We start from the raw sequence: 25949 nt of genomic DNA, 5'->3' as shown, positions 1-25949 counted from the left end.
AGCTCTATCAAAGTTACCTAACGGCTCTCAGCACTGGGCAATGCTATGAAACCTGTAAAAATGTCTTTTAAGAGAGAGTAGGAACTAAAAGCTAAAGAATACCCATGCTTAAGAGAGGGGATATGACGCAGCTTGGGGTACGTTTAAAGCTACCAAATTCCTTCCCCATTTTTTATTTAAAATTTGTTCATTAAGTCCAAGCAAATCACTTGGTTTGGTGCGAGAACACCTCCGACTTTTATTACTTGCAGCTCTCCGGTTTCGTGGGAATATTGTGCTTTAACTTGGGCAATTGCTGCATCTAAACTAGATGCCTGAGCAATATACACCTTCTCAAGAGCACTTAGTACCCAAATAGGTTTGGGCCACTTATGTCGAGGTTGGAGAAGTGAATAGTAAATCACTTGACCAGTGTACTGAACAATTTGCTCGATCGCAGTTTCCGAACAAAACTCCCCCAATTCTGACTCAATACATTGTTTGAGTTCTTTCGCAGGAATTTGCTCAAAAACTGATTCTAAGAGCATTAATGCTGGTCTTGTCTGCTCTAATTGAGTGTGTTCCTGCACGACTAATGACTCTACGAAATGACTCACCTGGTTGATGATTGAGTCAAAATCTAGCTCCATCAATAAATGACCTAAATACTCCCTTAACAAATTTCTTAGCTTTTCATCAGAGATATTGATACCGCAGGTTTTTAGATAAAGTGAAGGTTTATTACCCAAATTCCGACCGCAGCCAACTTCTCCATTAGCTGCATCTTCTGCTTCTATCAGTTCCATCAAGCGCGGATAACTGGTTGTATCATCTATTGTGGATTGGGGCTGGGAGGGGATTGAGTTACTCATTTGTCTTTCCTTAATGTTTCAAAGTAATTAAGATTGTCGGGTTCTTCAGGATCTGGACCGCAGTCTAGCAGCCCCACTTTCAACTTTCTATAAAATACTAGCGCACCAGGCAGTGCGTGGAAGCCTATCCTTCCTTGGTATTCTAGTTCCTCACTACGAGCAATCGCAAAATCTATTAGAGTTCCACCTACTCCTTTATAAGTGGGAGGATTGCTAATAGCTGGTCGATTCCAGGGAGCCGTTGCTAAGGCTTTGACGTACACCAATCTTCGTCTCAATTGAGACTCAATATAGCAGCGTTTTTTTAAAATATCGATAGTCATTAAACCCTGAGTTATGCCATCACACTCAATGGCATATAGTTCATCTCCTGGTAAAAACTGAGTTCTATAGCTTTTACTAACCCAATTCCAGTATTCATCTTCTTCTCCACTCCCTCGAAGCGTTGGTTGCCACAGGGTTGTCGCATCTTCTAAATGCTTCTCAGTAACGGATGTCAGGATAGCATTAACTACCTGTCGATCTCGAACTCGAAGAAGCTGGATAGGGCGATTCAATTGCCAAACCTAATTATTGTGACAACTACATTATATGTCATAATTTTAAAATTTCAATTCAAGCAATATTTTCCAACTCACCTCCCTCTAAAAATCTTTTTCAAAAGCTAATCGTACAGACGCTAACGCAGCCGTTTGTAAAAAGATTCCAGATGGCAAACCAGGCTGCTAGGACTTACGCATTGACAAAAAACATCATCTATGTATTCTAGACAATGCCATCACTGAATCGGTTTGCCAAAATATGCTCACGTATAACTGAAGTGAATAGATTTCTTTGGACTTCATACCAGTTACTAATTATTTTTTCAGACCGCATAAACTCCAATTTTACAAATGCTTGAAGTGAACAAAATATATGAGTCTTGATTGCCGAGGTGTCTCTCACCATGAAACGACAAATTCCACATACTTGTTTGATGGCTCTATGAAAGGTTTCAATTTCCCAATGAGTATCATGAATTGTGAGAAATTCATCTCTTGTTATCTCCTGAATCTTTGACTCGTCTGGCAAATACAAAATGTAGTGTCTAGAGGCCTCTTCTTTAAAGCTTTTCCTAAACACTTTTACAAATCCAAATTCTTTCAAATGAGTTCTTAATCCTGATTCAGGAATGACCAGAGTGCTTACCTGGCAATAATTATGTGGCTCATTTGAGACAGTCCTATTTTTTTCAATTCCGAATAGAAAACCCAATTTCTGGTTTTTTAGAAATTTTAAGTTTTCCACTCCTGAATACCAACTATCTCCTGTTACTATTCTTGGCTTGACTCCCCAGCTTATTATTTCGCTCACCATTTCTCTAAAGTAATCGTTTTTGGTTTTTCCCTCCTTTTTGTCATATATTCTGTAATTTATTGGCGCTGATTTACCATTAATATCGCTGTAATATAGGGTGATTAAATTTAAACCAATAATAGTTTTATGAGCTTTGCCTGACCAAAAATAACTAATCAAGTCGGCATTTTTAGGGTAACAGTAAATCTTTTCTATGACTGTATCGTCTACACTTAGTATCCCTCCTGTCAAGTTGATTATTTTCTCTATCTGACTGAATAAGTCTTTCGGCTCATACCTTTCTCTTAACAAAAACCGATTGATAGAATCGTGAGAAACATCTCCCAATATCTCTGATAATCTGCTACATCCTCCCAGTTTGGGTTCTGACAACAAAAATAAGGTGTAAAGGTCGGCGTTGCATTGTGCCGTAGAGGGTTTAGTTATTTTTCTCATTGTTCCATACTTAGAAAGGAGACGACAATTATTTATCAATGCACTGTTTGGTTGTTTTGTCAATGCGTAAGTCCTAGCTGCGACCTTTTAGGCCGCACTTGGGATAGTCAAAACAACTGTTGCCAGCTCTAAAGTTGGCCACTATTTTCAATCAAAACCAGGGTTGGCTGGTTTTTTTAGACCAACCGCCATCCTTTATGTCTCTTACCTTATTCCTAAAGTTCAGGACTTAAATTGATTTACAAAAAACAGACTTATAACTCGTATACTTCCCAAATAAAACCCATCATCCTCAAGCTACCTAATGTCGAAAACTCCTTAAAAATAGTTAAATTTTGTGCATTATTGACACAACGATATTCTTTCACTTTTTTATAAACGGAACTAATTATGAAACCTAATCCACTAAAAGAGCAGAAACAATCAACCGCTATCCCAACTGTTTTGAGTCCAGACAAACTTAAAATAGCTCATTTGCAAGTTACACTTAAAACTCCTTATCAACTGATCGATACTGCTTTCAATCTTGAAACAGCTCTTCAACCATTCCAACAAGCAAAAATTATCGGTATAGACTGCGAAACGACAGGGCTTGACCCCTACAAAGCCAAAATTAGATTGTTACAACTTGCCATTCCTGACCATCCAGTAATCATTGTAGATTTATGGGCCATTGAACCGAGTTCCCTCGAACCATTACGCTTGCTCTTAGCGAGTCCTGCACTGAAGGTAGGTCACAACCTCAAATTTGAATGGCAAATGCTCGCTTTTGCCGGACTGGAACCATCCAAACCCTTTTTCGATACCTATTTGGCTTACCGAGTGCTGACGGCTGGACTAAAACGCCATTTGTCCCTAGATGCTGTCACTGAGAATTTGTTGAAAGTAAAGCTAGACAAAACGCAGCAAGTTAGCGATTGGTCGGCAAACTTAACACTCGCTCAACTCCAATATGCTGCTACCGATGCTGCAATCTTATTCCCGCTGGCTGCTGCTCTGCAACAAAAACTGAAAGCTTCTAAGCTTTGGAAAACTGCTTTACTAGAGTTTGCTTGTCTGCCTGCGGTGGCTTCTATGGAACTCAACGGAATGCTTTTAGATAGAGAACAGTGGAAAGTTTTGGGAGTGAAGCTCTGTCATGAACGCGACTCTCTTTTAAAACAAATTAATTCACAACTCCATCGACCTAACCCTAATCAACAAATCTCTCTGCTGCCCGAATTTACGGATACAATTAATCCTCGCTCTCCCAAGCAAGTCTTAGCGGCTTTGCAAGAGAAAGGTATTCCTGTTACTTCCACTAGCTCTCAACATTTAATTCCTTTGCAAGGCGAGTATCCCGTTATTCAAGCACTGTTAGAATATCGCAGTTTATCGGCTCGTATCGATACTTTTACTCTGGGTTTACCTGAACGCATTCACCCGATTACAGGGCGCATTCATCCCAATTGGTTTCAGATTGGTGCTAGATCAGGACGGTTTAGTTGTCGAGAGCCAAATTTAACGAATATCCCCAGAGATAAGGAAACCCGACAGTGTTTTAAAGCTGCACCCGGTTACGTCCTGCTCAAAGCCGATTACAGCCAGATTGAACTGCGGATCATGGCGAAGGTTTCGGGCGATCGCACGATGGTGAAAGCTTACTCCAAAGGGGAAGATTTGCACTCTCTCACAGCTTCCTTGGTGCTAGCAAAACCTTTATCTAAAATTACTGTCGAAGACAGACAGCTCGGCAAAATTATTAACTTCGGTTTAATTTATGGCATGGGAGTTACGAAATTTAAGACTATGGCTCAAGCAGAGCATGGAGTCACTTTAACGCTGCAACAAGCTTCACACTTTCGTAAGAAGTTCTTTGAATCCTATACAGGTATCAAACAATTTCACGGCAAAGTTCGGAGCGCCTGGAGCCGAGATATTCGAGAGAGTCGGACAGTCTTAGGCAGAAGGAGATTATGGTCAAAAGATACTAAACCACTGCTTAACGAAATGCTAAATAACCCAATTCAAGGGATGAGCGCTGACATTACTAAACTCGCTCTTGCTCTCATTTTTTCACCTCTAAGCTGCACGGATGCTAAACTGATTTGTGTGGTTCACGATGAAATTTTAATAGAGTGTCCTCTTGAAGAAGTGAGGCCAGTTAAAGCCTTGCTTAAAAAAGGTATGGTGAGAGCCGGGAATAAATTTCTCTCTCCGATTCCTTGCGAGGTAGAAATTAAAGTGATGGAAAGTTGGGGAGGGTAAGAGATTAACGGGGAAAGATTGGGGAGTGGGAGTAGGGAAAAAACGAACCGATGCTATTGCGATTTATCATGCACTCAAGTTTTATCGTAAGCAGATGGCCGATACTCGAATAACTCTTGCTCTCCCGCCGCAAATTTAGACCCATCCCTCCCAGAAGCAGGCCGAGCAAAGGACGCTTTGTTGCGAATCCCCTGGATATCTTCAGAAGAACGCTCAGACGACAGCACAAACTGAGTTCTCTGATAACGCAAATCGGCCAATTCAATTTTACCCGGTCGCCCTTCACAATAGGCTCGTTCAGCACAGCGCTTTACTGCGATCGCAATTTCAGCACTCGTTGCTCCGGCATAATCAGATAGTAATGAATACCACTGCCTGTCGCTCCAAAGATTCTCTTTTCCTTCCCCAAACTGCTCTGGGAAATACTTAGCTAAGTGCAAATTGAAAATCTCATAGCGAGCGCCGCTGTGTGGCAAATCCACAAACCAGATTCCGCCGTCGTCAAATCTGCGGATAAGTTCAGCCGGCAGCATTTCTAAGCGGTTAACAGTAGCTAACATTAACACGGGGCTCTCATGTTCCTGCATCCAGGTGAGCAATTTCTGCGACAGCCGCCTAGCTACACCGCCATCAGCATTTGATTCCCAGCCAGAAAAACCCTTGTCAAAATCGTCAAAGAACAACACGCAGCCGCCCAAATTATCTGCTGTATCCAGCATTTTGTTGAGAGCGCGATCTGGATTAGAGGAACCTATAATATTGCCCCAACTTGCTGCTAAAAGCGCATAACCTAGCTTCTTAGCAGCTAGCTTTGCACTCAAACTTTTGCCCGTCCCCGGCGGCCCCCACAGCAGCATTCCTTTGGGAGGTCTGAGGTGATATTTCTTGGCATCAGCTTCTGACAGCTTTACGACTTCGCTCAAATAAGCGTCTAATAAATCTAAACCGCCAGCATGAGGCACGTCTGGAGAAGCAATGAACTCCAACCCCTGGTCTCGAAGTTGCGATATTTTATGCTCCAATACCAACTGTGCGATTTGGACAACTGAAGCGGTCACAGAGAGCGATCGATCTAACACTAATTCAATTTCAGCAGTTGGCAGCCCTAGACTAGAAACAGCCAGCCGTTTTTTAGCAGCTACCGCATCTGAACCAAAATCAAGGGAACAATTGCGATCGCAAAAATTATCTACAAGAACTTCGACTTCAAAACGATCTGGTAACGGGCATTTGAGTAGAGGAATTAATGGCCTTAGCTTTGATGGCAGTTGGATGTACTCGCCCAGCAGTACCCAATATTGCTCGGCTGAACGCCCTTTCAGCTCAAAGAATGCGTTAGCCAATTGAGAATAACGGCGGATAAGAGGCTGGTCGGTACTGGCTGATTCCAAAATATCCTCTAACAAAAAGATACCGGGACAGTCATTTTCCAGCAGAAATTGCAGCACATCACTCTCGACAGATAGCTCAGTTTTACATAAGACGCATTCACTATTATACATCTGGGAAATATCTGAAACGCTTGTCATATCTGAATGACAACCTAAATTCGGGAGATGTTTATCCAAACACCGCACCTGTTGAAGAGTTGCATAGCCAGGATTCCAATAATAAACAGGTAAACCACACTCACTGGCGTACTGATGAAATGATGACAATATTTTTTGGCGATCTGCACTGTAATATTCGAGGGCAAATATTGGAGTTTGAGTCGCTCTTAAATTAGACGAGATCGTGAAATATTTCATGAATTTATACATCTAAATAGAGGATGTTTAACATAAAACTTTAACTAACATAATTAAAAATTAGCGTCCTGCTAATGAGCGAAGTTTTCCCCCTCAATTGGAGGGGGTAATTGTGCCTAACGGCACTAATAAATTGATGTTATGCAAGTTAAATTGTCAATCATGGTCACAAGTAAAAAGCAAACCGCCGCCACTCCCATTCGCTCTCATTCACCAGTGCCTGCTAAATCTAAGCCACCTGAAAAACAGAACAGTCAAACAGTTAGCAGTAACAATGGAGCCAAATCAAAACCTCAACCTAACCTCAGCCCGGAGCAACTTGCTGGCGAGCTAGTCAAACAGATTCGCAATACAATTCATAAGAAGTACGGTGTGACAATTCAGCGTCGCGATAGCCGTATTTCGACAAAGGTTGGCCACGCAATTCGCGAAAAACTGGGATTGGATATTCAAGCTCAGTTGAACAAGCGCAACGGCAATGGCAATGGTAAAAAGTTCGACTGGCAAGAGTGGAACAATACTGTGTTTCCCAAGCTAGTTGGCCGACCCGAGGAACTCAAGTATGATGTCGAAGTTGTTGCCTTAGCGATGAGCCAAATTTACGATACAATTGCTGACAACCCGCAAGCTGCCATTGCCGATTTAATGGAGTTCAATGCTCAAAGCTTAAAGCGTCGCAACGAGTTAGCTAAATCCTCAGAAGAAGATACTGAAGAACTCGATGATGATGACGAGCTCGATGATGAAGATGATGAAATTGATGACATACTCGATGAAATTGATGACGAAGACGAAGACGAGGAAGGCGATGAGGATGAGGATGATGACGATGAGGAGGATGATTTTAGTTTAGACGAAGAGGAAGAATTTGAGGAAGACGACGAATAATTGCTAAAGTTTGATTAGAAAGCTCTGCTGAAAAAGCAGAGCATTTTTTTGCCTCTATCGAGGCCTTTTCCACGAATCGCGATGCTGGGTAATGATTGTCGCCACCGTCCGAATCAGGACGCTCTGGGAAGCAGACCCAACAAATTCACAATCAAGGAAATTTTGACCTTGATTGTGAATTTAATTTTACCCACTCACCCACCACTATTTTTTTTGAATTAATTGTAATTAGCAGACTGCCGTCGCTTTAGTTGTGAAAAAAAACACGCTTGAGGGTTAATCATGGCTAATCGCAAATCCGCTCCAACTCCGATGCAAAAGCAATTTGCAGAAACTCTTGAAGAACAGCGCTTTGAGATGTTTTTGCACGTTGCCCGCGAGTTAACGGGACGTGCCAAACAGCGACAGTTGCAGAAAGGTAAAGCTCTTGACTGGGAAGCGTTCAATACTTGGTTTAACAAGCAATATGAAGGCTACTCGGCTGACGAGATGCTTGAAGAAATCTTGAGCAACGTTTACTGGCTTTCATCTGAGCAAGCTGTGATTGACTTGCACTTCCGTTATATCGAATCGGCAGTCAAAGCTTCTCATAAGAAAAAGGCAACTGACGATAATGAAGAGATTGATGATTTTGTCAAGTAATCAATGACGACCCCCGATAAAGGGGATAAAATCCTGCTTGGAGCAGGATTTTATTTGCCCGCCCACCCACCGCATTAGTTCCGTTTGCGATATTTGCGATCGCATTCTCAGAAGGCTTTAGTAAGGTTTTGATATTAAACGCGAGCGCGTTTGAGAGATGTTCCACTTGCAAATAAATTATAATCATGTACGAACATATTCAGCATTTTCTCACCCTCACAATTGAAACTGTGGTAATTTTTGGTTACGGTGGCTTAATTGTTCACTATCTCGCTACGCTGTTAGCATCGAAGCGGATGAATCATTCTGAAAAACTCTCAGCAGAACTTGCCCCAGATTTTGTGCCTCTTCTCAATGAAATTGCTTCCTTTCCTGCTGTTACCGAATCGGCAGCAACTCCAGAACCCACAGAAGAACAGCGCCTCACCTCTTCGCTACAACTTAAAGCCGAATTTGCTTCTAATATTCAACTCGATACCGACACATTAAATCTACCCTTCATTCAAGTCGCTAGCCTGAGTCTCCGACAATGCCGCACCGTTATTCGAGCGCTCAATTCCACTCTCCCACGAAGTGAGCATATTCGCCTGAAACTAAACAAAAAAGATGTGCCAGCAGATTCGTTAAAATTTCAAATTAAGAAGCACTTTGAGCATCGACCGCAGCAAGTTGTCTCCCTAATTGAGCAAATTTTGAAAGCTAGTTAAAATGCTCGGAGAATCAACGACTAAATTAGTGTTCTTTTTCAAAAAAACTTCTGGTAACGAGTTGATAGAAAGTTTTTTTGAATGAACCCTCCTTTTCCTGACCAAGCTATTAGTTACTTTCTTCAGCGCCAAGGGGAATCAGACCCTTGCCAATCTGTTCGCTCAACTCGTTGAGACTCAATCCCAATTCAATGGCGATCGCACGAATTTCCTCCATCCTACCGACGTTACCTGGATATAAGCTACATAGCAGCATATCTGCCGGCAGCGAAGATTTTTTGTGCGGTTAATTGCAAGTCGGGAAAGATTGATGAAATAAGCCGATCGTCATTTTGAAACAACTGTTTTTGATACTCGTCTTCTCGCAGCGTACAAATTGTAACTGTCGGCTGTTTGGGTTTGCCAATATATTCTCTGCCGCCAATGCCCAGATAGTCAACAATCCAATACTCAGGCACTCCTAGTATGGCGTAATCTTCAACTTTGCGGGCGTAATCGTTCTGCCAGTTGGTGCTAACGACTTCAGCAATCAGTTTAATTGAGGAACCTGATGTAATTACAGGTTCTTGTTGCCACAAAGGTTCATTAATTAGTCGAGTTTGGTTTAATACAAGCACATCGGGGCGAAATGCTGTTGCTGTTCCTAATAGTTTGATGAGACAGCGAGGGGGGATAAGGTAGGGTAGATCCAGGCGGTCAATTTCTACATTCAGTTTTCGTCCCAGAAAACCGGATATTTGTTCGTGCGGCCCTGTTGGTTCCATTTCGGTTAATTCACCATCAATCAGTTCGTAGCAATCGCTGTCGCCGTAGCTTGTAATAAATTCATCAACAGTTATAAGTTTTGGAGGTGATTGAACCATTATATTTTTTCCTGATATATTGGCAGGGCACAATACCGTAAGTTAGAACATTTTTTAACCGATAAAAACACCGTTGTTACTATTAATAAAACTTCTCGTAACTAGTTGATAGAAAGTTTTTTTGCTCTAACCTCTCTTTCCATATCTGGCAATTAGTTACTTTTTTCACCATTGCCAAGGGGAATCAGACCCCGGCCAATCTGTTCTATCAACTCGTTGAGACTCAATCCGCGTTCAATGGCGATCGCGCGAATTCCTTCCCATCCTACCGATGTTACCTGAATATTTCTTTGCTTCTTGGGTTCTTCATAGCGGGGTTGTCCCCCAGAGCGGTTGAGGTTGGCTAGTGAGTTGGGATGGGGGTGAATTCCTTTCCTAGGTGACATAGCGTGGATAGCATTTCCTTTTTTTTACTATTTTCGCATTTTCTGGAGGCTTCTCGACGATAACTATGTTAGTGTTGAATAGTTCAAGAAAATTCCTGCCCGCGCTGACTCCCCTACTCCGGTTGCGGTCGAGCGCGGGCGAGCCTTGCATTCAACAAACTCGCCAGGAATGCGTCAAATGCAATCAGAAGCAGACGATCGGGAGCCGCAAGCGTTAATTGTTTTCCCGGGGGGTATTGGAGGGTGTACCTCTTGTGCTGCGAAACAACTGCGAATCGACCCCGAATTTCAATCTCTCATTCCTCCCCTGAGTAAAGACCAAAAAGCCGCCCTGCAAGCGAGCATTCTGGAGGAAGGATGCCACGATCCGTTAGTAGTCTGGGCCGAGGAAAAGCTTCTCATCGACGGCCACAACAGGTTCGCCATCTGTACCGCGCACGGCATACCATACAAAATTGTAGAGATGTCTTTTGACAGTCGGAATGCAGTCAAGGTCTGGACGATCGCCAACCAACTGGGACGGCGCAGCTTGACGCCAGAATCCGTTAGCTACCTGCGCGGCACCTGGTACGAGCTGACCAAGGAATCTCACGGGGGCAAGCGTTCGGCAAACTGTCAAAATGACAGTTTGACAGACAAAGTATCGCCAGATAGAGCAAGCTGTCAAAATGGCAGCTTGACAGACAAAACAATGCCAGATGAGGCAAGCTGTCAAAATGACCACTTGACAGACAAAACAATGCCAGAAGGAGCAAGCTCTCAAAATGGCAGCTTGACAGACAAAACAGCACGAGAGTTAGGAGAACGGTTCAAAGCTTCCCCCAGAACGATTTACCGGGATGCCCAATTTACTCGAGCTGTGGATGCTCTCAGTTTTATTGGAGGGGACGAAGTGAAGTGGAAAATACTGAATCGCTCTGCTGGGCTGACCAAGAAGCAGGTCATCGCTTTGGCAAACGACACTCGCAGCAATCCCGCTCAGGTTGCCAAAACTTTACAGGGGCGCGACAAAAAAGTAAAACCTGAAGGCGAACCTAAGATCGCCCACCACCTGACGCTCAAAATTGGTTCCTTGGTGGAAGTGTACGCGCCCGATCGCCAAGACGTTAACGGCAGGTTAGGCCGCATTCAGTCAGTGGGCGAGAAAACGGCTACCGTGTGGATGCGGCACATCCCTACTCTTGCCATGAATTTGCATACCTTCAAACACTCGGCTCTCACCGCCAGGCCGCTCGAAAATCAACCCGGACTTCAAGAAATTTGCGATCGCACTGACCGACTTCACAAATTAGGAAATCTAGATCCTTTTGAGATAGAAATCCTCAACTTGTTAGAAAGAACAACGGCTCTTACTCCCACCGAATTGCAGTATTTAGAACAGATTGAGAACAAACACAAGCTTGATTGAGTACCTTGCAACTATTTTTCCTTTTGGGAACAGCAATAACTTCGGAAATTTTAGTTGATTCACTTGACAGTTCAAACACTGAGTCAATCAATTTTTGTTGAGCTGCTAATTGTTGCAGTGAATAACAAGCTATTGCTCGCACTCGCTCAGGAGACTTGCTAGCATTTTTGGCAGCAAACGGCCCCCAGAAAGCACTCAGTACAATATTAATCTGTTCCGATATTGGGTATGTTTGACTCAAACAGTAATCCCAAACCATCTCATCGAATGGGTCGTTTAGTGCAACTAAAACACCCGATATTTGCGACTGCACTTGCTTCTGATTTTGGTCAGGTAACGGCTGATTGTTCAAATTGGCAATCATAGATTTCTCCTGTTAAGCTAACTTATTTACATCCCACTCAAGACTTTAGTATTTGCCCTCAAGGAACAAACTCTCGTTCTTGAGGGGAGCGAATCCACAAAGTACAAAATCCTTTTTGTGCAGGTTTACCCTCTACTGTCAGCGTCACCCCCAATCGATTTATCTCAGTTTCACACAGTTTTTTGCCACCTTTCTCGCTCAACAAAGCTTGATTCCAGCTCATAAATTGGCGAGCATATTTCCCTTCATTGCTTGTTGCCCACTGAATTGTATCCGCGTTCTTGCGAGCAAACTGACCCTCTTTGCTCAGCCCCCATTCGAGCGCTACGGCTTGTTCTAAAGTGAGCTGGCGCGGCCCTTTTGGGTCGAGTTCAGGCGCTGGAATGAACCGGGGCAGCGCTAACCCGATAAACGCGCCAATCGCCATTGCCCCTAACACTACCCCGCTCCCAAAAATCACCGACCAAATATCGTGAGCAACTTTCTCTAAAGCTGCTTGTCGCACTAGGGTGTAAACTGAGTTGGAAATGTGGCGATGTTGCACCTTAACAGCCGCTTTTCCCTGCCGTTCTAAAAACTCCCTGCTTTCTTTTTCCCAATTTTCAGTAAGCTGGCGAACTTGTTCCAGTTCTTGAGAAATAACAGCTTGAGAATCTTTCAAATCACCTTGCCATTGAGATTGCCAATTCTTGAAAAACTGGTCAATCTCTTGCGGTTTTTTTTCTAACAGCAGTTCGAGTTGACCTGTAGCCAGCAATACGATAAAAAGCGGGTCATTTTTATTGAGACCGTATCGGTAAGCTGTCTGAATGACATGAGAGCGAAATTTGGAGTCTTTGCCCTTGAGTACCTGGCTGATTAGTGACTCAGTATCTCTCTCGTACATGGGAGGGGCAGATAAAGGATCTCTGTTCAGAGCTTCTCTTTCCCTCGAATCATCGTCTATGAGTTCCCAAAACTGCTCTTCATTTAGCTTACTCCCATTTGATTTCAACTTTTCTTCTACTGCATCTTCTAGGACTGTATCTGGAGAATCGGGCAAATTTTGCGAATTTTCAGCGGATTGTATGGAATTATTTTTGGTATTATTAAGTCTGCCCTGTTCCCTTGGCGTTTCCAATATCTCGCCAAACTCTTCAGAGTCAACTTCGGAAAGTTCTTCTAAAAGTCGATCGGACATTTAACCTCCTACCTAATCAAAATCCTAATCTTTATGCTGTTCTGCATCGCGCATTCTATAGTGTGAACTCATATTTTGTCCGTCTCCTAACGAGTTCATCACCCATTGACTGTAAAATTTACAGGAATACCCGCAAATTATCGGTTTAGACACTATCTGTAGTATTAAGATGTGTTTCGGCACACCCAGCCCGCTGACCCAGTGGTGAAGAAGTTTTTGAAACCCTGGAAATTTCGTAGCGGGCGATCGATCAATCTTCTTCTTTTCAGAATTTAAACGCAATAAACAACGTTTATTGCTAATATCCAACGCCTGGGATAACACAACTGCGTTGATTGCACTCAGCCAGCGGGCTGGTTTCGGCACACCCTATCAGTAGAGTGTGTGCGTAAGCCTTAATTTAGATTCTTAAAAGCTTACGATACCTTTTTTACAAATTACAGCCTCCTGAGACTTTACAACCTGTTGCTTATTTAGTTACTCATTTTGTTGCTCATTTTCTCTCTGCATTTCCTCATTTTTTTTTTGTTCATAGGGAGCGATAACTTCTTTTTTATTGCGATTGGGTGCGTTGTTAAACAAACCTACATCTTCTATCAGACGGAAACAGTCTTCCAGAAAAGTATGCAATCGCTGCTGACTAATCAAGAAGAATTCAGAGTGTTTCATTGCTTGAGAAAATGACAACCGCTTCGTATCAATAAACTTGCGCTCTCTTGCACTCAGCGCCGGCAAGTCTACCACAGGAATTCGGTAATTATTAATGAGCTTGTTCATTTCCTTATGGCTTTGTACGTGCGACCAATCTTTGCAAACTCCAAAATTGCGGACAAAAATGTGATTAAGCTGACCTTCAAAGTAGTTGAAAGAGTCAATAAACATCTCAATGCTGTCCGTCGTGCCACCGCAAATAAACCACTTGCATACATCAACTCCTGACTGCTCTTTAAAATCAGGAGAGGTTAAATTAGCTTCGTCAATCCATTTGTTGATAATGCTGTAAACCCGAGCTGGTAAATTGACAATCACAGGAGTTTCTACTGCTGTTTCAAAAATAATATCGATATCGAAAAACTTCTCTTCATCTTCAACTAAAGCTACGATTTTTGCATTGTGTTCAGGATAGCGCTGCTGCACGTCAGGATTTTGAAAATCACCATCAATTAACGTGTACAGCAGTTCATACTTCTGATTGAATTCAACCAGAATCCGAGTTAGCATCGACTTGCCAACGCCACCTTTCTCGCCGTCAACCAAGTGAATCATGTTAGTCATTTCATTCCTCCTTGCTGGATGTCTATTCAAGACTTAATAATTTTTAACTAAAGCTAGGCCCGACCATTGCTGGATCGAAACCAGCTAAGTTAAATGCGCTGTTTTCAAACTCAACTTCTCCCGAAAATTCCTCTGCTTCTTTTTCTTCGGGCAAACTTGCGGGATTTGAACTCTCAAGGGCAGTTAATTCCGTAGCAATAGATGCACCTGAATTCGATAAGTGAGGGAAAGTAGCTAAAGGAATTAAACCCGAAGAAATACCAGGGGCAATTGCTCCTAACTCGGTACAGTTAAATCCCGCATCTCGGCAAACTTCATCTATCTGCCTAAGCAAAAAATTAATGCTTTCTCGCCTCAAATACTCTAACTCTGTACTAGAATGACTACCGCTATTGCGTAATGATGCTAACAGCCACCGCGCTTTGATTAGAGGTAAAATCGTTTCCTGTAAACTAAAAAAAGGATGATTTTGCAGGTAAGATAGCAAGATAGCGTCTTCGGAATCTGGCAAAACTTGACAGCGCCAGCAAAATTCCTTGTAACGTTTTCTAGGCATAATTCCTCACCTTCTTTCCAGCACCTCGGTAGGGTCCTCCCAATAAGAGAGCTGCATCTAAGTTTGCTTCTGATTCCTCTAATGAAGGTTCTGTATTGGACGACTCCTCCTCCTCACTCCATTTATTAGAATCATCTAAGCAGCTATGTTTGATACTTGAATCAGCCTTTTGTTGAGCGCCGTTTTTACTGTTTTGTTCAGTAATATCTTCAGTCTTTTGTTCAGTGGCTTCCTCAAATTTTTGTTCAGCGGGTTCTTCAATTTTTTGTTCAGTAATATCTTCAGTCTTTTGTTCAGTAGATTCCTCAAATTTTTGTTCAGTAGATTGCTCCGATTTAGCGTGAGTAAATTGCTCAATTTTTAATTGAGTAGGTGGCTCGGATTTTGGGTGAGTAGGTTGTTCAGATTTTGGCTTGGCAGATTGTTCAGATTTGGGCTTGATAGATTGTTCAGCACATTCTTTTACACTCTGTATATCAGTTGGAGGAAGTGGAGCATCTCCTGAAGTAGAAGTTGTATCTTCTGCCCTCTGAGAAGTTGCCGCAACAGAGCTTTGCCTCAGTACCTCAAACTGAGATTTGAAGTAAGAAAATAGTCCGTAAACATCAGCTATGCGGCAACCTAAACCATCCGGGTCAAGTGTTTTTGGCACTGTTATGCCTGCGTGCCAAGACAGCGAATAATGAGAAAACTGATTTCGCAGTTCTGGCTTCATATATTCAGAAGTCCCCCCGCAAAATACAATTTCATCTAAATCGGGCGGCAGCACTTCATTAATCCAATGAGATAGCATTCGAGCGTAGTCGAAGCGAGACAGCTTGACTGCTTCAATCAATTGGTCAACTTCTCGATCTTTCGCTGTCTCCTCTCGATTCCGAGCAATTCGGTAAAAGTAAGGGCGGTTGTAGCTTACGCCCGCTTGAGCGATTGATAAAGCCAAACGGGAAGCATCGTAGTTAGATGTTCGCTCTTGAACTAGATCCACCAACCTTACCATTCCTAAGTCTGAAGTTTTGCCCTTACCGACAGCACCGCGTGCCGAAACTATTACCGAAGCATTGCGAAATCCTACCATAACAAAGGCAGTTACCCGCTGCTTGAAGGCTGAACCTAAGTTGCTGTTGTGGATCAAAGCAATGCCGCCACCTTCTTGCAAAGCTTGGGTTTTGTCTAGGGTGACGGATAGCTTGCCTGTGGGTGTTTCAAATAAAGCAGAGTATTGACTTAATAGCTCAAAAAATTGCTTGGAATCATTAAATTCGCCTGGGGGCAAGAAAACGGAGATCGCAGCGCTAAATTGATTGCCTAAATCTAACTTCCGCGACACTACCCACAAAGCTGCTAGAGCTTTGTACAAAGCGCTACTGTACTTCAGTCCCGCTAAACCGATGTGAGCATTGAATTGCGCTGCTGCCAGGTAGCCAACGGCTCGGCATTCATTACCAATTGCCACCCAAGCAATATTTTCGGGAGATGCTGATGCGAGGTTGGGTTGTGTGAAACAATTGGCTATGTCTTGGCTCACTGGCCCCACCTGCGATTCCATTACAAAGGAGTTTGCTTTACTGCCTGCTTGTGAGCTTTGGCAGAAAACTCTAGTAGATAAGCCGCCAAAATCTATAGCCAGAATCGCATCTGGTATTGATGGTTTTTTCTTCATAAATGCTGGCTTTTATTACGTTATAAAATGATAGTATTGGCTTCAGTTTAAGTCTGACCTCACCAAATCCGGTGGTTTTGGATAATTAAAATAGCCCCCTCCAAATGGCGGGGACAGGCTGCCTTTCAAGGAAAAAATCTTGGGTAGATTATCAGGGAAAGAGCTTTAGAGTTGTAAGAAACGGTGTAGGTATTGTGAGTGAGATACCGAGCAGGTACACCCAAAGTATCTTCAATAAAGTGTTTGAGTTCGGTGTGGGAGTAGCACTTATCGAACGTACCCCACTTGGTAATTACGCCATCGTTATAAGCAATACCCGCATGATTGGTCGATCGCGGGCGTGATAGCACTAACCACCAGAGTTGGGCGGGTTAAGTGGTAAGCAGAGGTCATACTAAATCAACTTAATATCAAGAGTAATTTTAAATATACAAATAATTTAAATTAAAGGGCTACCGCTAGGGTGTAAAAAATAGGGAGTAAGCTATGCTCTACGCTTTGATTAATTCAACAGGAATCCACCGGCTGGAAGTAGAAGAAAAGTTGGAACTGGCAGATTTGCAAAACCGAGTGGGCATTGCAGGTGAACCTGCGTTCATAGAATATGTCCCGAATCAATTTCCAGATCCCGCGATAGACCTAATCTGTGATGAGGAATTCTTATACAAGGAATTGCCCTTAACCTGCATTACTCGTCGCAGTATTGCACTTGGCGGTCAAGTGATTGCTACTGCCTGTACGGATGATGGTGAAACAATAGGGTTGACCGAAGTTCAGTTTCAATTAGTCGCGACAAATCTGATTATTGCGAGCAGGATCTAATCTATCATGCCTCAAGTTTGCGCTTGGGGCAACTTCCTTACCCCGAAACTCCTGAAACCGACTCAATTGTGCAGCAAGCATGGCAACACATGAACCCAGACCAACGTGCTCTGATTTCCAGTCGCTGTGAGGCTCACCGAGGGCGCACTAAGTCATTGCATTTACTTACTGTAGAACTGGAGGACTTGGATAAGCTAATCGACAACATCGAAGGTGAAGAAATCACACCCGAATTAGAAGTAGCGGTGCAACAACTCTTAGAACAACGGGGTAGTACCTACGAGCAATGGCTTTCCAAGGTTGATAACTACTGCGCTGCCATTACCAACCGCCATGCCCTGAGCCAACAACGTAAATCTGAAGCAGAACGCCTGAATAAACTCGCAGCTACCGACAGCAAACGAGTGAATTGGATGAAACAGCAACTCAAGAGCTGTCTCAAATCTCAGGGTGTCAAGAAACTAAGGCTGCGCCGCATCCACTTAACTATCAGCAACAATGGCGGAGTTTTGCCCCTCAAACTCCCTTGTGAAGTAAATCAACTTCCTCCCCAGTTTCAACGCATTGAAGTATCGCCCGATAATTCAGTCATCCGACAAGCCTTGGAAGCGGGAGATATCGAAGCTCAGAAAGTTGCACAATTCGGAGGACGCGAAACTCATTTGAGCGTTTTATAGATTGCCATTAAGCAGCAAATAATCACTTTTTACCAAGGACTATTTCCTGCTGAATGTTAACATAAAAACAAAAGTAATTTTAATAAGATAGCTGTCGCTAGTGTAGAAAAAACACTAAGTTAAAGGTACACAATGCACTGCTGTTTAGGGTTAGATTGTCCTCAAATGGGTTTAGATGAAGGCGGAGAGTGGGGAGCCTCTCATAGTTGTAAAAACACTTATTCTGGCTCCTTCCTTCTTCCTTCTTCCTCTTTCCTCCTGGCTCCTGGCTCCTAACTCCAATTTCTAGCTTGGCTGCAAAAGTGAGATGTTCCCGGAGAGTGCATCAACGAAGAAAGTTGCTACCGTTACACAGAAGCTGGGAATTTGTACGAAATAGTGCTACTCAAAGGATTCCCAGGTGCGGTGTATCTTTGCTGGCATAGCAAGGATAATGCGAACACCGAATGGACTGATGAAAAGTGGGGGTTCAAGCACCTCAACAACTGCGATTGGTTGCTGCACAGCAGCGCATCATTGAATGCCTTTGCAGAATGGCAACACGCCTATTACAAACTAAGCTCTAGAAACAATACCAAGTATGTCCGCAGTGACTTATTTGATGACTTTGAGTATTTGAGAAAGCAGGTAGACCCAGACTACGGGAAACGCCAAGAAAGCAGCGCTCTCATCCTATTTGAATAACAGAACACATAAAAATGACCAGAAACATTCACACATTCCTCAGAACGGCTTGCTTCGTGAGATGCCGTCACCCTTCCCATCACGAACGAGGATACACCTTAAAGCATCATAAACTTGAGGGCATCATTCAAGTTTGGTTCAACTCTTTTGAGCTGTTGGATGAGGCAGAAAAAGTTTTGAGAACAGAAGGGCTTGAACTAAAGATAACTTTGGCTGATCAATCTAACGGCTGTTTTCTTTCGCTCGATTGTTAGATAACTACTACACTCTGGGATTAATGGAGTCATAAAAGATGCAGATTTTCTCATTGAGGAAGTACAATCCCATGTCTCATTCCAATCGGATGGTATCGCGCTATGAGTATCCCAACTGCTATCACGACAATGTGTATAACTTCAAAAAAATGATTTATCCAATCAACCCGTTTGATGATGGGGTATGGATTGAAGCTAGTCGGGTTCCGCCTGAAGTGTTCGTGCAGTCTATTAAAGTAGAGTTTATTCTGAGAGATGCGAAAAATCCTTGGCTGAATGTCATCAAAAATGATTCATCAGAAATGATGGTTCGTGTTGATGCCCAATGGATTCAAACATTTAAAATACCCCGATATCTGGGAGGTAACTCAAATGAAATAACAACAAAATAAAGAGCAATTCGTTGTTGAGCATTGACTAAAACAACGGTAGATATTGAATACACGAAAGGCCAAAAAACCAGCGTTTCCATGCCCTTTTACTTGAACAAGGAGGAATCATGTTAGGAACACACTTCATCGAATTACCCGTAGCGATGCCACCCATGTTACCGGGGATGGTGGGAGTCAACAACACTCAATACTTTGCTCTTTATTACCAAGGAAGCAAAGCCACCTGGAGTAATGGCAGAGCAATGGCTACATTTAGCTACTACGCCGTGTATGCGCCACTGATAGAACACATAACTCTCGCAATCCACTTAGAATCTTACAACTTAGGCTCTGATGATGAATTGCCCGAACACGCAATTTTATGCGACACTGTTCGCCATAAAATGTATGTCGGCGCGTACAAAGAAATCGATTATTTCCTGTTACAGCAGCATCCCCATGAGCCGTCCCAGTTGACCGCCCAAGAGTTTGAAGAAGCCGTGAAAGCGGTGGAAAGTATGACCTTAGAGCAAATGCAGCGTTTGGGAATGTTCGAGATGTTCGGCAACACCAATCCCCAAGCGCGCCTCGCAACCGCAGAATTGGTGCAGTGGCTAGACCAACAAATCACCGAAGAATTGATACAGCAATATATCCAATTAGCTAATCTGGGTAATTGGACAGCGGTGAGGGCATTAGACACCCTCAAGCGTAGAATCTCAGAAGGTAAGAAATACCACCAGCAATTAGAGAGCAACTAAATTATCTATGCCGGAGAAGTCTCGATATTACAGCCCCGGCATGGGTACAAAACACCCATAGTGTAGCAAACGCGGAGTTAGCCCATGAAGCGATTGACTTGGAGGGATAAAGCAATTTATTCAGTAATTTTCTCGATGCTTGGCAGCTTTCTAAGAGTAACGAAGACCTTTAACAACCAGCCGGGAAGTCCCTCGGTATATTTAGAGGGGATTAATCTGAGCGCTGCGCGAAGTACCCCGAATAAATTACCGCAGGGACTTCCCGGCTGGTTGTTAAACAAAAATACGAAATTTCCTCTTCAACGGCGAACACGCTCGCGCTGGAAAACTGTAAAGCTACCTTTAAACAAAGTAAACGGACACCAGCGGATTCGGATCGGATACATTGTTTCATGCCGATTCCAGAGAGCACTCCATAATATCCCAGTCAATGCCATCATCGGGGAACAAGGATAATTGCCCTGGCGATACGTTTGATTGACCGCGATTGTGATAGGACAGTGCGAATCGTTGGCTAGAAACTAAAGCCTGAAAGGGTTTGGAGGATTAGCCGCAAGGATTAGAACCTTGACAACTGAATGACCATGTAGGTGAGAAATAGTATCCTAGAACCCTCAAATCCTACCCCGCAGGTGCAGCGGTGAAAGCATCACCCCTACGGTAGCGAATAGTCATCAATCCGTAAAGCGGGGTGAAAAGGTGTGATTACTGACAGCCTAAGTTGGTAAAGCATTGAGCAAAGTACCCATGAGTAAAGTCCTGGCTTGAAGATGCAACTGAATCGTCGTCACACAAAACCAGCGAAATAAGGCTTAATGCGCTGGAGCCAAAAGGCAAAGGATAAGGAGTTGGCAAGTTGTCTATTGACCAACAAGCACTTCCAATAAACCCGGCGAACAGTATCACTCTAACGGTACACAGTATGGTCATTCGGAACGAGATAACCTCTCGTCTGCTCTCAGGTGGTCGAATACCTGAGTAGGTGCTAACCGTATGCAGCGAGCAGGAGAGATTAAGTCAGAAGCGAACGTCTGGGGTAATGCCCAGAATATGCAAACAGACTTACGATGATTTGGAAGATCAAGTCTCAAGTAGTGAGTATATATGTCTAATACACAGTCTAAAAAACTGATGGTGGAATGGCACAAAATTAACTGGCGCAAGCTAGAGCGTAATGTGTATAAGCTCCAGAAGAGAATTTATCAAGCCTCTATTCGTGGTGATGTAAAAGCATTTCGCAGACTCCAAAAGACGTTGATGAAGTCTTGGTCAGCAAGAGCCTTATCGGTTCGTAGAGTTACCCAGGATAATTGCGGCAAAAAGACGGCGGGTGTAGATGGCGTTAAGTCGCTAACTCCAAAGCAACGTTTAGACCTAACTCAAAAATTAAACCTGGGGTCAAAGGTCAGTCCAACTAGGAGGGTATGGATTCCTAAGCCTGGGACGGAAGAGAAGCGACCTTTGGGTATACCTACAATGGAAGACCGAGCCTTGCAAGCACTTGTCAAGCTGGCACTAGAGCCAGAATGGGAAGCGCGATTTGAACCTAACTCATACGGGTTCAGAGCCGGAGTGCGATTCGTTGGGTAGAAACTAACCCTGAAATGGGTAGAGGATTACCCGCAAGCTACACAAGAACCTTCTCCCAAAGGGAGAGGCTTCGCCAAGACAATTTGATAGTCATGTGGGTGAGGTAAGTATCCTAGAAAACTAAGTCCCACCCTCCAGGTGCAGGAGTGAAAGCACACAGAGCGCAGTCAAGAATTGCGTCCCCCAGGGTAGCGACTAGCCATCAATCCCTGAAGCGGGGGTGAAAGGTGTCAATACTGGAAGCCTAACCTGGTAAACACCGAGCAAGAGTTCATGAGTAGGAATACAAAGGTACATTTGAACCATCGTCATGAATAACCAGCGAAATCAGGCTTTTTACGTTGGGAGTCCCAAAATGGGCAAGGATAATGGGGAGTTGGCAAGTTCCTGGTTGACCAACAAGCACTTCCTCTAAACCCGGTGGAGAGTACCGCTCTAAAAACTCAAACAATGACTATCAGAAACGAAGTAACCTCTCGTCTGTTCTCAGTCTTCAATGATTGAGTAGGTGCTAACTAATACGAAGAGTAGGCAAGATTGATTCAAAAGCAAAACGCCTGACTGTAATGGTGAGGATAGGCAGACAGAATCACGGTGATTTGGAAGATGAAGTTTCCAGTAGCAGTAAATATGTCTAATACGAGTTTAAAGACTACGGGGGAATGGCGTTCTATTAACTGGCGAAAGCTAGAACGTAGAGTGTATAAGCTGCAACAGAGAATTTATCAAGCCTCGATTCGTGGCGATGTAAAAACATATCGCAGACTCCAAAAAACGTTGATGAATTCTTGGTCAGCAAGAGCGTTAGCGGTTCGTAGAGTTACCCAGGATAATTGCGGCAAAAAGACGGCAGGTGTAGACGGCGTTAAATCGCTGACTCCTAATCTCCGTCTGGCCTTGATAAATCAAATAAAACTGGGTTCTAAGGTCAGCCCGACCAGGCGTGTATGGATTCCCAAGCCTGGACGTGATGAGAAGCGACCTTTAGGAATACCTACAATGGATGACCGCGCCTTGCAAACGCTAGTCAAACTGGCACTAGAGCCAGAATGGGAAGCGCGATTTGAACCTAACTCATACGGGTTCAGAGCCGGAAGGTCATGTCATGATGCAATCGAGGCAATCTTTAACTCCATCAGGTATAAACAAAAGTTTGTATTTGATGCTGACATATCGAAGTGTTTCGACTGTATCGACCATGAAACACTGCTTTTAAAACTGAATACATCTCCCACCATTCGCCGTCAAATTCGTGCATGGTTAAAAGCGGGGGTGATGGATGGTAAGCAGTTGTTTGCTACATCTGAGGGAACGCCACAAGGTGGATGTCTCTCGCCACTTTTGGCAAACATAGCCCTCCACGGGATGGAAAACCGGATAAAAAGCGCCTTTCCTAGTGGCACAATTGTCAAGAAAGGTCAATACGCTGGCTATCAGCCAGGAGCTACTTTAATCAGGTACGCCGATGACTTCGTGATTCTCCATGAAGACATAACCGTTGTTCAAAGATGCCGGGAAATAATCTCGGAATGGTTAATGGGCATAGGCTTGGAATTAAAACCCAGTAAAACTCGGCTGACGCACACTCTTTCAACTTTTGTTGAGGAAAAGCCAGGATTCAACTTCCTTGGATTTAATATACGTCAGTTCCCCAAAGGGAAACACCATACAGGTAAAAATACGAAAGGGGAATTACTTGGTTTTAAGACCATCATTACCCCAAGTCAGGAAAAAGTGAAGGCACATTATGACCGTCTGTCGGATGTAATTGACTCCCATAAGTCAGCACCGCAAGCGGCGCTAATTAAGCGACTAAACCCTATCATTAGGGGTTGGGCTAACTACTATTCGACTGTCATAAGTAAGGAAATCTACGCTCAGTTAGATGACCTAGTGTATCAAAAGCTTGTCTCTTGGGCAAAATTCCGCCACCCAAAGAAATCAAAGGGATGGGTGTCAAAGAAATATTGGCATTCCATAGGCGATGATAACTGGGTATTTGCAACCACTGAAGTTGGGAAAAACCCACTTCGGTTACTTGACCATGCCCGCATTAAAATAGTGCGTCATGTAAAAGTTAAAGGCAAACTATCCCCATTTGACGGGAACCTGGTTTATTGGAGTACAAGAATGGGCAACAACCCAGAAATGCCGACAAGAGTCTCATCACTCTTGAAATGGCAAAAGGGAAAATGCGCCCACTGTGGATTGTTTTTCCGTGAAAACGATGTGATGGAAATTGACCATATTATCCCCAAATCGCAAGGTGGAAAGGATGATTATAAAAATTGGCAACTTCTACACAGACATTGCCATGATATAAAGACAGCCAATGATGGCAGTTCTGGCAGCAAATCCGACTGCAATAGTGTCGAGCCTAAACCCACCAAAAGACTTGAAAGAGTCGCGGACAAATGGGTAATGAGGTATGCGTGACAAGCACCAAAACATTGAGGAGCCGTGTGAAAAGAAATTTTCACGCACGGTTTTGAAGACCAGCGAGGCTGGTGACAGTCTCGCTGAGTTTAATCGCTCATGCCATGATGCGATAGAGCAAATATTCACGGTAATTAGTCAGAAATCTAAATACGTGCTAGATGCTGACATTGCCAAGTGTTTCGACCGCATCGACCATGAAGCACTGCTCAAAAAATTAAATACATTCCCCACCATCCGCCGACAAGTTCGAGCCTGGTTAAAAGCGGGAGTGATGGATGATAAGCAGTTGTTTCCAACATCTGAGGGTACGCCACAGGGCGGGGTAATTTCTCCACTACTGGCAAATATTGCCCTCCACGGGATGGAAGAACGAATTAAAAAGTATGCTGATACTTTGCCCACCCGAAGTGGTCATGGTAAGCGGGACAACCGTAAAAGCCTAAGCCTAATTCGTTATGCCGATGACTTCGTTATTCTTCACGAAGACATAACCGTTGTCCAAAGATGTAAAGAGATTATCTCTGAATGGTTACAAGGCATGGGTTTAGAACTAAAACCCAGCAAAACGAGACTTACTCACACTCTCAACCAGTATGAGCAAGAAAAACCAGGGTTCGATTTCCTTGGTTTTAGGATACAACAATTCACTGTGGGAAAGTATCACTCTAATCAGGGTTTTAAAACAATCATCACCCCAAGCAAGCATTCGCAAAAGGTACATTACGATCAAATCGCTAGAGTTATCGAAGCCCATAAGGCAGCACCACAAGTGGCGCTAATCAACCATCTAAACCCAATCATTAGGGGATGGGCAAACTACTATGCGACTGTGGTAAGTAAGGTGGCTTACTCAGATATCGATAGCCTCACGTACCAAAAGTTAAGCGCTTGGGCAAAACGCCGCCACCCAAAAAAGAGCAGGGAATGGGTGTCAAACAAATATTGGCATTCCATAGGCGGTGATAACTGGGTATTCGCAACGAAGAAGGATGGATTAACCTCATTTCGGTTACTTGACCATGCCGTCACCCCAATAGTGCGTCATGTGAAAGTTAAAGGCGAATCGTCACCATATGACGGAAACCTAGTTTATTGGAGTTCAAGAATGGGTAAAAACCCGGAAATGCCGTCTAGAGTGGCAACGCTCCTGAAAAAGCAAAAAGGGAAATGCACCCACTGCGGTTTGTTCTTCCGTGAAGATGATGTAATGGAAGTTGACCATATCATCCCCAAATCGAAAGGTGAAAAGGATGAGTATAAAAATTTTCAACTTCTACATAGACATTGCCATGATATAAAGACAGCCAATGATGGCAGTTCTGGCAGCAAATCCGACTGCAACAGTGTCGAGCCTAAACCCACCAAAAGACTTGAAAGAGTCGAGGATAAATGGGTAATGAGGTATGCGTAACAAGCACCAAATCATTGAGGAGCCGTGTGAAATTAAAGTTTCATGCACGGTTTTGAAGACCAACGGGGCTGGTGACAGTCTCGTTGAGTTTAATGGTGACACGCGGTACACAGAGCGATTAAGTTTTCTGGGCGATTGTCCTCCGGTATCCGATTGCGATGGTGCACCGCTAAAGTTAAGGCACATCGTTCAGATTTGGTTAAGCCGCTTTGTTTACCGGGTCGGAGTTTACCGGGTCGGAGGCATTGTTGATGGCACTTTGCACAACGCCACCCCGCGTTTTCTTTCACCGAAAGCGCAATCTCTTGCCAATTGTCGGGATATCTCTTTGGTTTAGGCATAGCGGTAAAAGCTCATCTTTTCAAAATAGGGCG

Annotated in this window: 27 protein-coding genes and 1 pseudogene; 15 read left to right on the top strand and 13 right to left on the bottom strand. The window is 43.6% G+C overall.

The window, feature by feature from the left end; genetic code table 11:
• Positions 1 to 176: 176 nt before the first annotated feature.
• The 3 genes from QUB26_RS00600 to QUB26_RS00590 form a co-directional block, all read right to left on the bottom strand.
• Complete coding sequence (locus tag QUB26_RS00600) at positions 177 to 851, bottom strand: hypothetical protein (protein ID WP_333316067.1); 675 nt, start codon at positions 849 to 851, stop codon at positions 177 to 179.
• On the bottom strand, positions 848 to 1408 hold the full coding sequence (locus tag QUB26_RS00595; protein ID WP_333151679.1) for a hypothetical protein: 561 nt from the start codon (positions 1406 to 1408) through the stop codon (positions 848 to 850). The genes QUB26_RS00600 and QUB26_RS00595 overlap by 4 nt, the downstream gene beginning before the upstream one ends.
• A 208-nt stretch (positions 1409 to 1616) precedes the next feature.
• Entirely contained in the window at positions 1617 to 2642 is a 1026-nt protein-coding gene (locus tag QUB26_RS00590; protein ID WP_333316175.1) for an IS701 family transposase, read from the bottom strand.
• Between the two features lie 390 nt (positions 2643 to 3032).
• Between QUB26_RS00590 and QUB26_RS00585 the strand changes: the two genes are divergently transcribed.
• Entirely contained in the window at positions 3033 to 4889 is a 1857-nt protein-coding gene (locus tag QUB26_RS00585; RefSeq protein WP_333316064.1) for a bifunctional 3'-5' exonuclease/DNA polymerase, read from the top strand.
• A gap of 74 nt (positions 4890 to 4963) precedes the next feature.
• Here the strand turns inward: QUB26_RS00585 and QUB26_RS00580 are convergent, their stop codons facing one another.
• Positions 4964 to 6637, bottom strand: coding sequence for an AAA family ATPase (locus QUB26_RS00580; RefSeq protein ID WP_333316062.1), 1674 nt, complete (start codon positions 6635 to 6637; stop codon positions 4964 to 4966).
• Positions 6638 to 6799: 162 nt separating this feature from the next.
• Between QUB26_RS00580 and QUB26_RS00575 the strand changes: the two genes are divergently transcribed.
• The 3 genes from QUB26_RS00575 to QUB26_RS00565 all read left to right on the top strand — a co-directional run bounded on the left by QUB26_RS00575 (position 6800) and on the right by QUB26_RS00565 (position 8874).
• Positions 6800 to 7525: a hypothetical protein gene (locus QUB26_RS00575; protein WP_333316060.1), complete on the top strand. Its 726-nt coding sequence runs from the start codon at positions 6800 to 6802 to the stop codon at positions 7523 to 7525.
• Between the two features lie 282 nt (positions 7526 to 7807).
• Positions 7808 to 8167 (top strand): hypothetical protein, encoded by a 360-nt coding sequence (locus tag QUB26_RS00570; protein WP_015179737.1) that lies wholly within the window; start codon positions 7808 to 7810, stop codon positions 8165 to 8167.
• Between the two features lie 185 nt (positions 8168 to 8352).
• Positions 8353 to 8874, top strand: a complete 522-nt coding sequence (locus tag QUB26_RS00565) for a hypothetical protein (RefSeq protein ID WP_333151687.1) — start codon at positions 8353 to 8355, stop codon at positions 8872 to 8874.
• Positions 8875 to 8983: 109 nt separating this feature from the next.
• On the opposite strand, the gene QUB26_RS00560 is transcribed toward QUB26_RS00565, so the two are convergent.
• The 3 genes from QUB26_RS00560 to QUB26_RS00550 all read right to left on the bottom strand — a co-directional run bounded on the left by QUB26_RS00560 (position 8984) and on the right by QUB26_RS00550 (position 10123).
• Complete coding sequence (locus tag QUB26_RS00560) at positions 8984 to 9130, bottom strand: hypothetical protein (protein WP_333151689.1); 147 nt, start codon at positions 9128 to 9130, stop codon at positions 8984 to 8986.
• Positions 9117 to 9737: a Uma2 family endonuclease gene (locus QUB26_RS00555; RefSeq protein ID WP_333316058.1), complete on the bottom strand. Its 621-nt coding sequence runs from the start codon at positions 9735 to 9737 to the stop codon at positions 9117 to 9119. The genes QUB26_RS00560 and QUB26_RS00555 overlap by 14 nt, the downstream gene beginning before the upstream one ends.
• A gap of 152 nt (positions 9738 to 9889) precedes the next feature.
• On the bottom strand, positions 9890 to 10123 hold the full coding sequence (locus QUB26_RS00550; protein ID WP_194012320.1) for a hypothetical protein: 234 nt from the start codon (positions 10121 to 10123) through the stop codon (positions 9890 to 9892).
• 178 nt (positions 10124 to 10301) lie between these two features.
• Between QUB26_RS00550 and QUB26_RS00545 the strand changes: the two genes are divergently transcribed.
• Positions 10302 to 11531: a hypothetical protein gene (locus tag QUB26_RS00545; protein WP_333316056.1), complete on the top strand. Its 1230-nt coding sequence runs from the start codon at positions 10302 to 10304 to the stop codon at positions 11529 to 11531.
• On the opposite strand, the gene QUB26_RS00540 is transcribed toward QUB26_RS00545, so the two are convergent.
• From QUB26_RS00540 to QUB26_RS00515, 6 genes are all read right to left on the bottom strand, one after another.
• A complete protein-coding gene (locus QUB26_RS00540) occupies positions 11473 to 11895 on the bottom strand; it encodes a hypothetical protein (protein WP_333236971.1) in 423 nt (140 codons plus the stop codon). The genes QUB26_RS00545 and QUB26_RS00540 overlap by 59 nt on opposite strands.
• 58 nt (positions 11896 to 11953) lie before the next feature.
• Entirely contained in the window at positions 11954 to 13075 is a 1122-nt protein-coding gene (locus QUB26_RS00535; RefSeq protein WP_333236973.1) for a DUF6753 family protein, read from the bottom strand.
• 477 nt (positions 13076 to 13552) lie between these two features.
• A complete protein-coding gene (locus QUB26_RS00530) occupies positions 13553 to 14350 on the bottom strand; it encodes a mobilization protein MobD-like protein (protein WP_333103598.1) in 798 nt (265 codons plus the stop codon).
• Between the two features lie 43 nt (positions 14351 to 14393).
• Positions 14394 to 14906: a hypothetical protein gene (locus QUB26_RS00525; RefSeq protein ID WP_333236975.1), complete on the bottom strand. Its 513-nt coding sequence runs from the start codon at positions 14904 to 14906 to the stop codon at positions 14394 to 14396.
• Positions 14899 to 16566: a hypothetical protein gene (locus QUB26_RS00520; RefSeq protein ID WP_333236977.1), complete on the bottom strand. Its 1668-nt coding sequence runs from the start codon at positions 16564 to 16566 to the stop codon at positions 14899 to 14901. The genes QUB26_RS00525 and QUB26_RS00520 overlap by 8 nt, the downstream gene beginning before the upstream one ends.
• Before the next feature lie 125 nt (positions 16567 to 16691).
• A complete protein-coding gene (locus QUB26_RS00515) occupies positions 16692 to 16916 on the bottom strand; it encodes a hypothetical protein (protein ID WP_333302403.1) in 225 nt (74 codons plus the stop codon).
• A 136-nt stretch (positions 16917 to 17052) separates the two neighbouring features.
• Between QUB26_RS00515 and QUB26_RS00510 the strand changes: the two genes are divergently transcribed.
• The 10 genes and pseudogenes from QUB26_RS00510 to QUB26_RS00465 all read left to right on the top strand — a co-directional run bounded on the left by QUB26_RS00510 (position 17053) and on the right by QUB26_RS00465 (position 25912).
• Positions 17053 to 17388 (top strand): DUF3846 domain-containing protein, encoded by a 336-nt coding sequence (locus tag QUB26_RS00510; protein ID WP_333236980.1) that lies wholly within the window; start codon positions 17053 to 17055, stop codon positions 17386 to 17388.
• Between the two features lie 17 nt (positions 17389 to 17405).
• Positions 17406 to 18065, top strand: coding sequence for a siphovirus Gp157 family protein (locus tag QUB26_RS00505; RefSeq protein ID WP_333316054.1), 660 nt, complete (start codon positions 17406 to 17408; stop codon positions 18063 to 18065).
• Between the two features lie 366 nt (positions 18066 to 18431).
• Positions 18432 to 18749, top strand: a complete 318-nt coding sequence (locus QUB26_RS00500; protein ID WP_333151707.1) for a hypothetical protein — start codon at positions 18432 to 18434, stop codon at positions 18747 to 18749.
• Positions 18750 to 18763: 14 nt separating this feature from the next.
• Complete coding sequence (locus QUB26_RS00495; RefSeq protein WP_333316052.1) at positions 18764 to 19003, top strand: hypothetical protein; 240 nt, start codon at positions 18764 to 18766, stop codon at positions 19001 to 19003.
• Positions 19004 to 19074: 71 nt separating this feature from the next.
• Positions 19075 to 19395: a hypothetical protein gene (locus QUB26_RS00490; protein WP_333151711.1), complete on the top strand. Its 321-nt coding sequence runs from the start codon at positions 19075 to 19077 to the stop codon at positions 19393 to 19395.
• Between the two features lie 107 nt (positions 19396 to 19502).
• Positions 19503 to 20135 carry a hypothetical protein gene (locus QUB26_RS00485; protein WP_333151713.1) on the top strand — a complete coding sequence of 211 codons (633 nt, stop codon included), beginning with the start codon at positions 19503 to 19505 and terminating at the stop codon, positions 20133 to 20135.
• Positions 20136 to 21239: 1104 nt separating this feature from the next.
• Positions 21240 to 21707 (top strand): annotated as a pseudogene (locus tag QUB26_RS00480) (reverse transcriptase N-terminal domain-containing protein); the annotation flags it as partial.
• Positions 21708 to 22355: 648 nt separating this feature from the next.
• Positions 22356 to 24161 (top strand): group II intron reverse transcriptase/maturase, encoded by a 1806-nt coding sequence (ltrA, locus tag QUB26_RS00475; RefSeq protein ID WP_333316173.1) that lies wholly within the window; start codon positions 22356 to 22358, stop codon positions 24159 to 24161.
• On the top strand, positions 24154 to 25575 hold the full coding sequence (locus QUB26_RS00470) for a reverse transcriptase domain-containing protein (RefSeq protein ID WP_333236985.1): 1422 nt from the start codon (positions 24154 to 24156) through the stop codon (positions 25573 to 25575). The genes ltrA and QUB26_RS00470 overlap by 8 nt, the downstream gene beginning before the upstream one ends.
• Complete coding sequence (locus QUB26_RS00465) at positions 25568 to 25912, top strand: hypothetical protein (RefSeq protein WP_333302401.1); 345 nt, start codon at positions 25568 to 25570, stop codon at positions 25910 to 25912. Before QUB26_RS00470 ends, QUB26_RS00465 begins: the two co-directional genes overlap by 8 nt.
• Positions 25913 to 25949 lie beyond the last annotated feature (37 nt).

Source organism: Microcoleus sp. B4-C1 (assembly GCF_036705285.1).
Taxonomy (GTDB): Bacteria; Cyanobacteriota; Cyanobacteriia; order Cyanobacteriales; family Microcoleaceae; genus Microcoleus.
This window is presented reverse-complemented; position numbering and strand designations above follow the sequence as displayed.

Bases quoted from the DNA above. Each gene is read 5' to 3' on its own strand.
- QUB26_RS00600 (WP_333316067.1), bottom strand. From the start codon at position 851: ATGAGTAACTCAATCCCCTCCCAGCCCCAATCCACAATAGATGATACA.
- QUB26_RS00590 (WP_333316175.1), bottom strand. From the start codon at position 2,642: ATGAGAAAAATAACTAAACCCTCTACGGCACAATGCAACGCCGACCTT.
- QUB26_RS00585 (WP_333316064.1), top strand. From the start codon at position 3,033: ATGAAACCTAATCCACTAAAAGAGCAGAAACAATCAACCGCTATCCCA.
- QUB26_RS00580 (WP_333316062.1), bottom strand. From the start codon at position 6,637: ATGAAATATTTCACGATCTCGTCTAATTTAAGAGCGACTCAAACTCCA.
- QUB26_RS00575 (WP_333316060.1), top strand. From the start codon at position 6,800: ATGGTCACAAGTAAAAAGCAAACCGCCGCCACTCCCATTCGCTCTCAT.
- QUB26_RS00570 (WP_015179737.1), top strand. From the start codon at position 7,808: ATGGCTAATCGCAAATCCGCTCCAACTCCGATGCAAAAGCAATTTGCA.
- QUB26_RS00565 (WP_333151687.1), top strand. From the start codon at position 8,353: ATGTACGAACATATTCAGCATTTTCTCACCCTCACAATTGAAACTGTG.
- QUB26_RS00560 (WP_333151689.1), bottom strand. From the start codon at position 9,130: ATGCTGCTATGTAGCTTATATCCAGGTAACGTCGGTAGGATGGAGGAA.
- QUB26_RS00555 (WP_333316058.1), bottom strand. From the start codon at position 9,737: ATGGTTCAATCACCTCCAAAACTTATAACTGTTGATGAATTTATTACA.
- QUB26_RS00550 (WP_194012320.1), bottom strand. From the start codon at position 10,123: ATGTCACCTAGGAAAGGAATTCACCCCCATCCCAACTCACTAGCCAAC.
- QUB26_RS00545 (WP_333316056.1), top strand. From the start codon at position 10,302: ATGCAATCAGAAGCAGACGATCGGGAGCCGCAAGCGTTAATTGTTTTC.
- QUB26_RS00540 (WP_333236971.1), bottom strand. From the start codon at position 11,895: ATGATTGCCAATTTGAACAATCAGCCGTTACCTGACCAAAATCAGAAG.
- QUB26_RS00535 (WP_333236973.1), bottom strand. From the start codon at position 13,075: ATGTCCGATCGACTTTTAGAAGAACTTTCCGAAGTTGACTCTGAAGAG.
- QUB26_RS00530 (WP_333103598.1), bottom strand. From the start codon at position 14,350: ATGACTAACATGATTCACTTGGTTGACGGCGAGAAAGGTGGCGTTGGC.
- QUB26_RS00525 (WP_333236975.1), bottom strand. From the start codon at position 14,906: ATGCCTAGAAAACGTTACAAGGAATTTTGCTGGCGCTGTCAAGTTTTG.
- QUB26_RS00520 (WP_333236977.1), bottom strand. From the start codon at position 16,566: ATGAAGAAAAAACCATCAATACCAGATGCGATTCTGGCTATAGATTTT.
- QUB26_RS00510 (WP_333236980.1), top strand. From the start codon at position 17,053: ATGCTCTACGCTTTGATTAATTCAACAGGAATCCACCGGCTGGAAGTA.
- QUB26_RS00495 (WP_333316052.1), top strand. From the start codon at position 18,764: ATGACCAGAAACATTCACACATTCCTCAGAACGGCTTGCTTCGTGAGA.
- QUB26_RS00490 (WP_333151711.1), top strand. From the start codon at position 19,075: ATGTCTCATTCCAATCGGATGGTATCGCGCTATGAGTATCCCAACTGC.
- QUB26_RS00485 (WP_333151713.1), top strand. From the start codon at position 19,503: ATGTTAGGAACACACTTCATCGAATTACCCGTAGCGATGCCACCCATG.
- ltrA (WP_333316173.1), top strand. From the start codon at position 22,356: ATGTCTAATACGAGTTTAAAGACTACGGGGGAATGGCGTTCTATTAAC.
- QUB26_RS00470 (WP_333236985.1), top strand. From the start codon at position 24,154: ATGCGTGACAAGCACCAAAACATTGAGGAGCCGTGTGAAAAGAAATTT.
- QUB26_RS00465 (WP_333302401.1), top strand. From the start codon at position 25,568: ATGCGTAACAAGCACCAAATCATTGAGGAGCCGTGTGAAATTAAAGTT.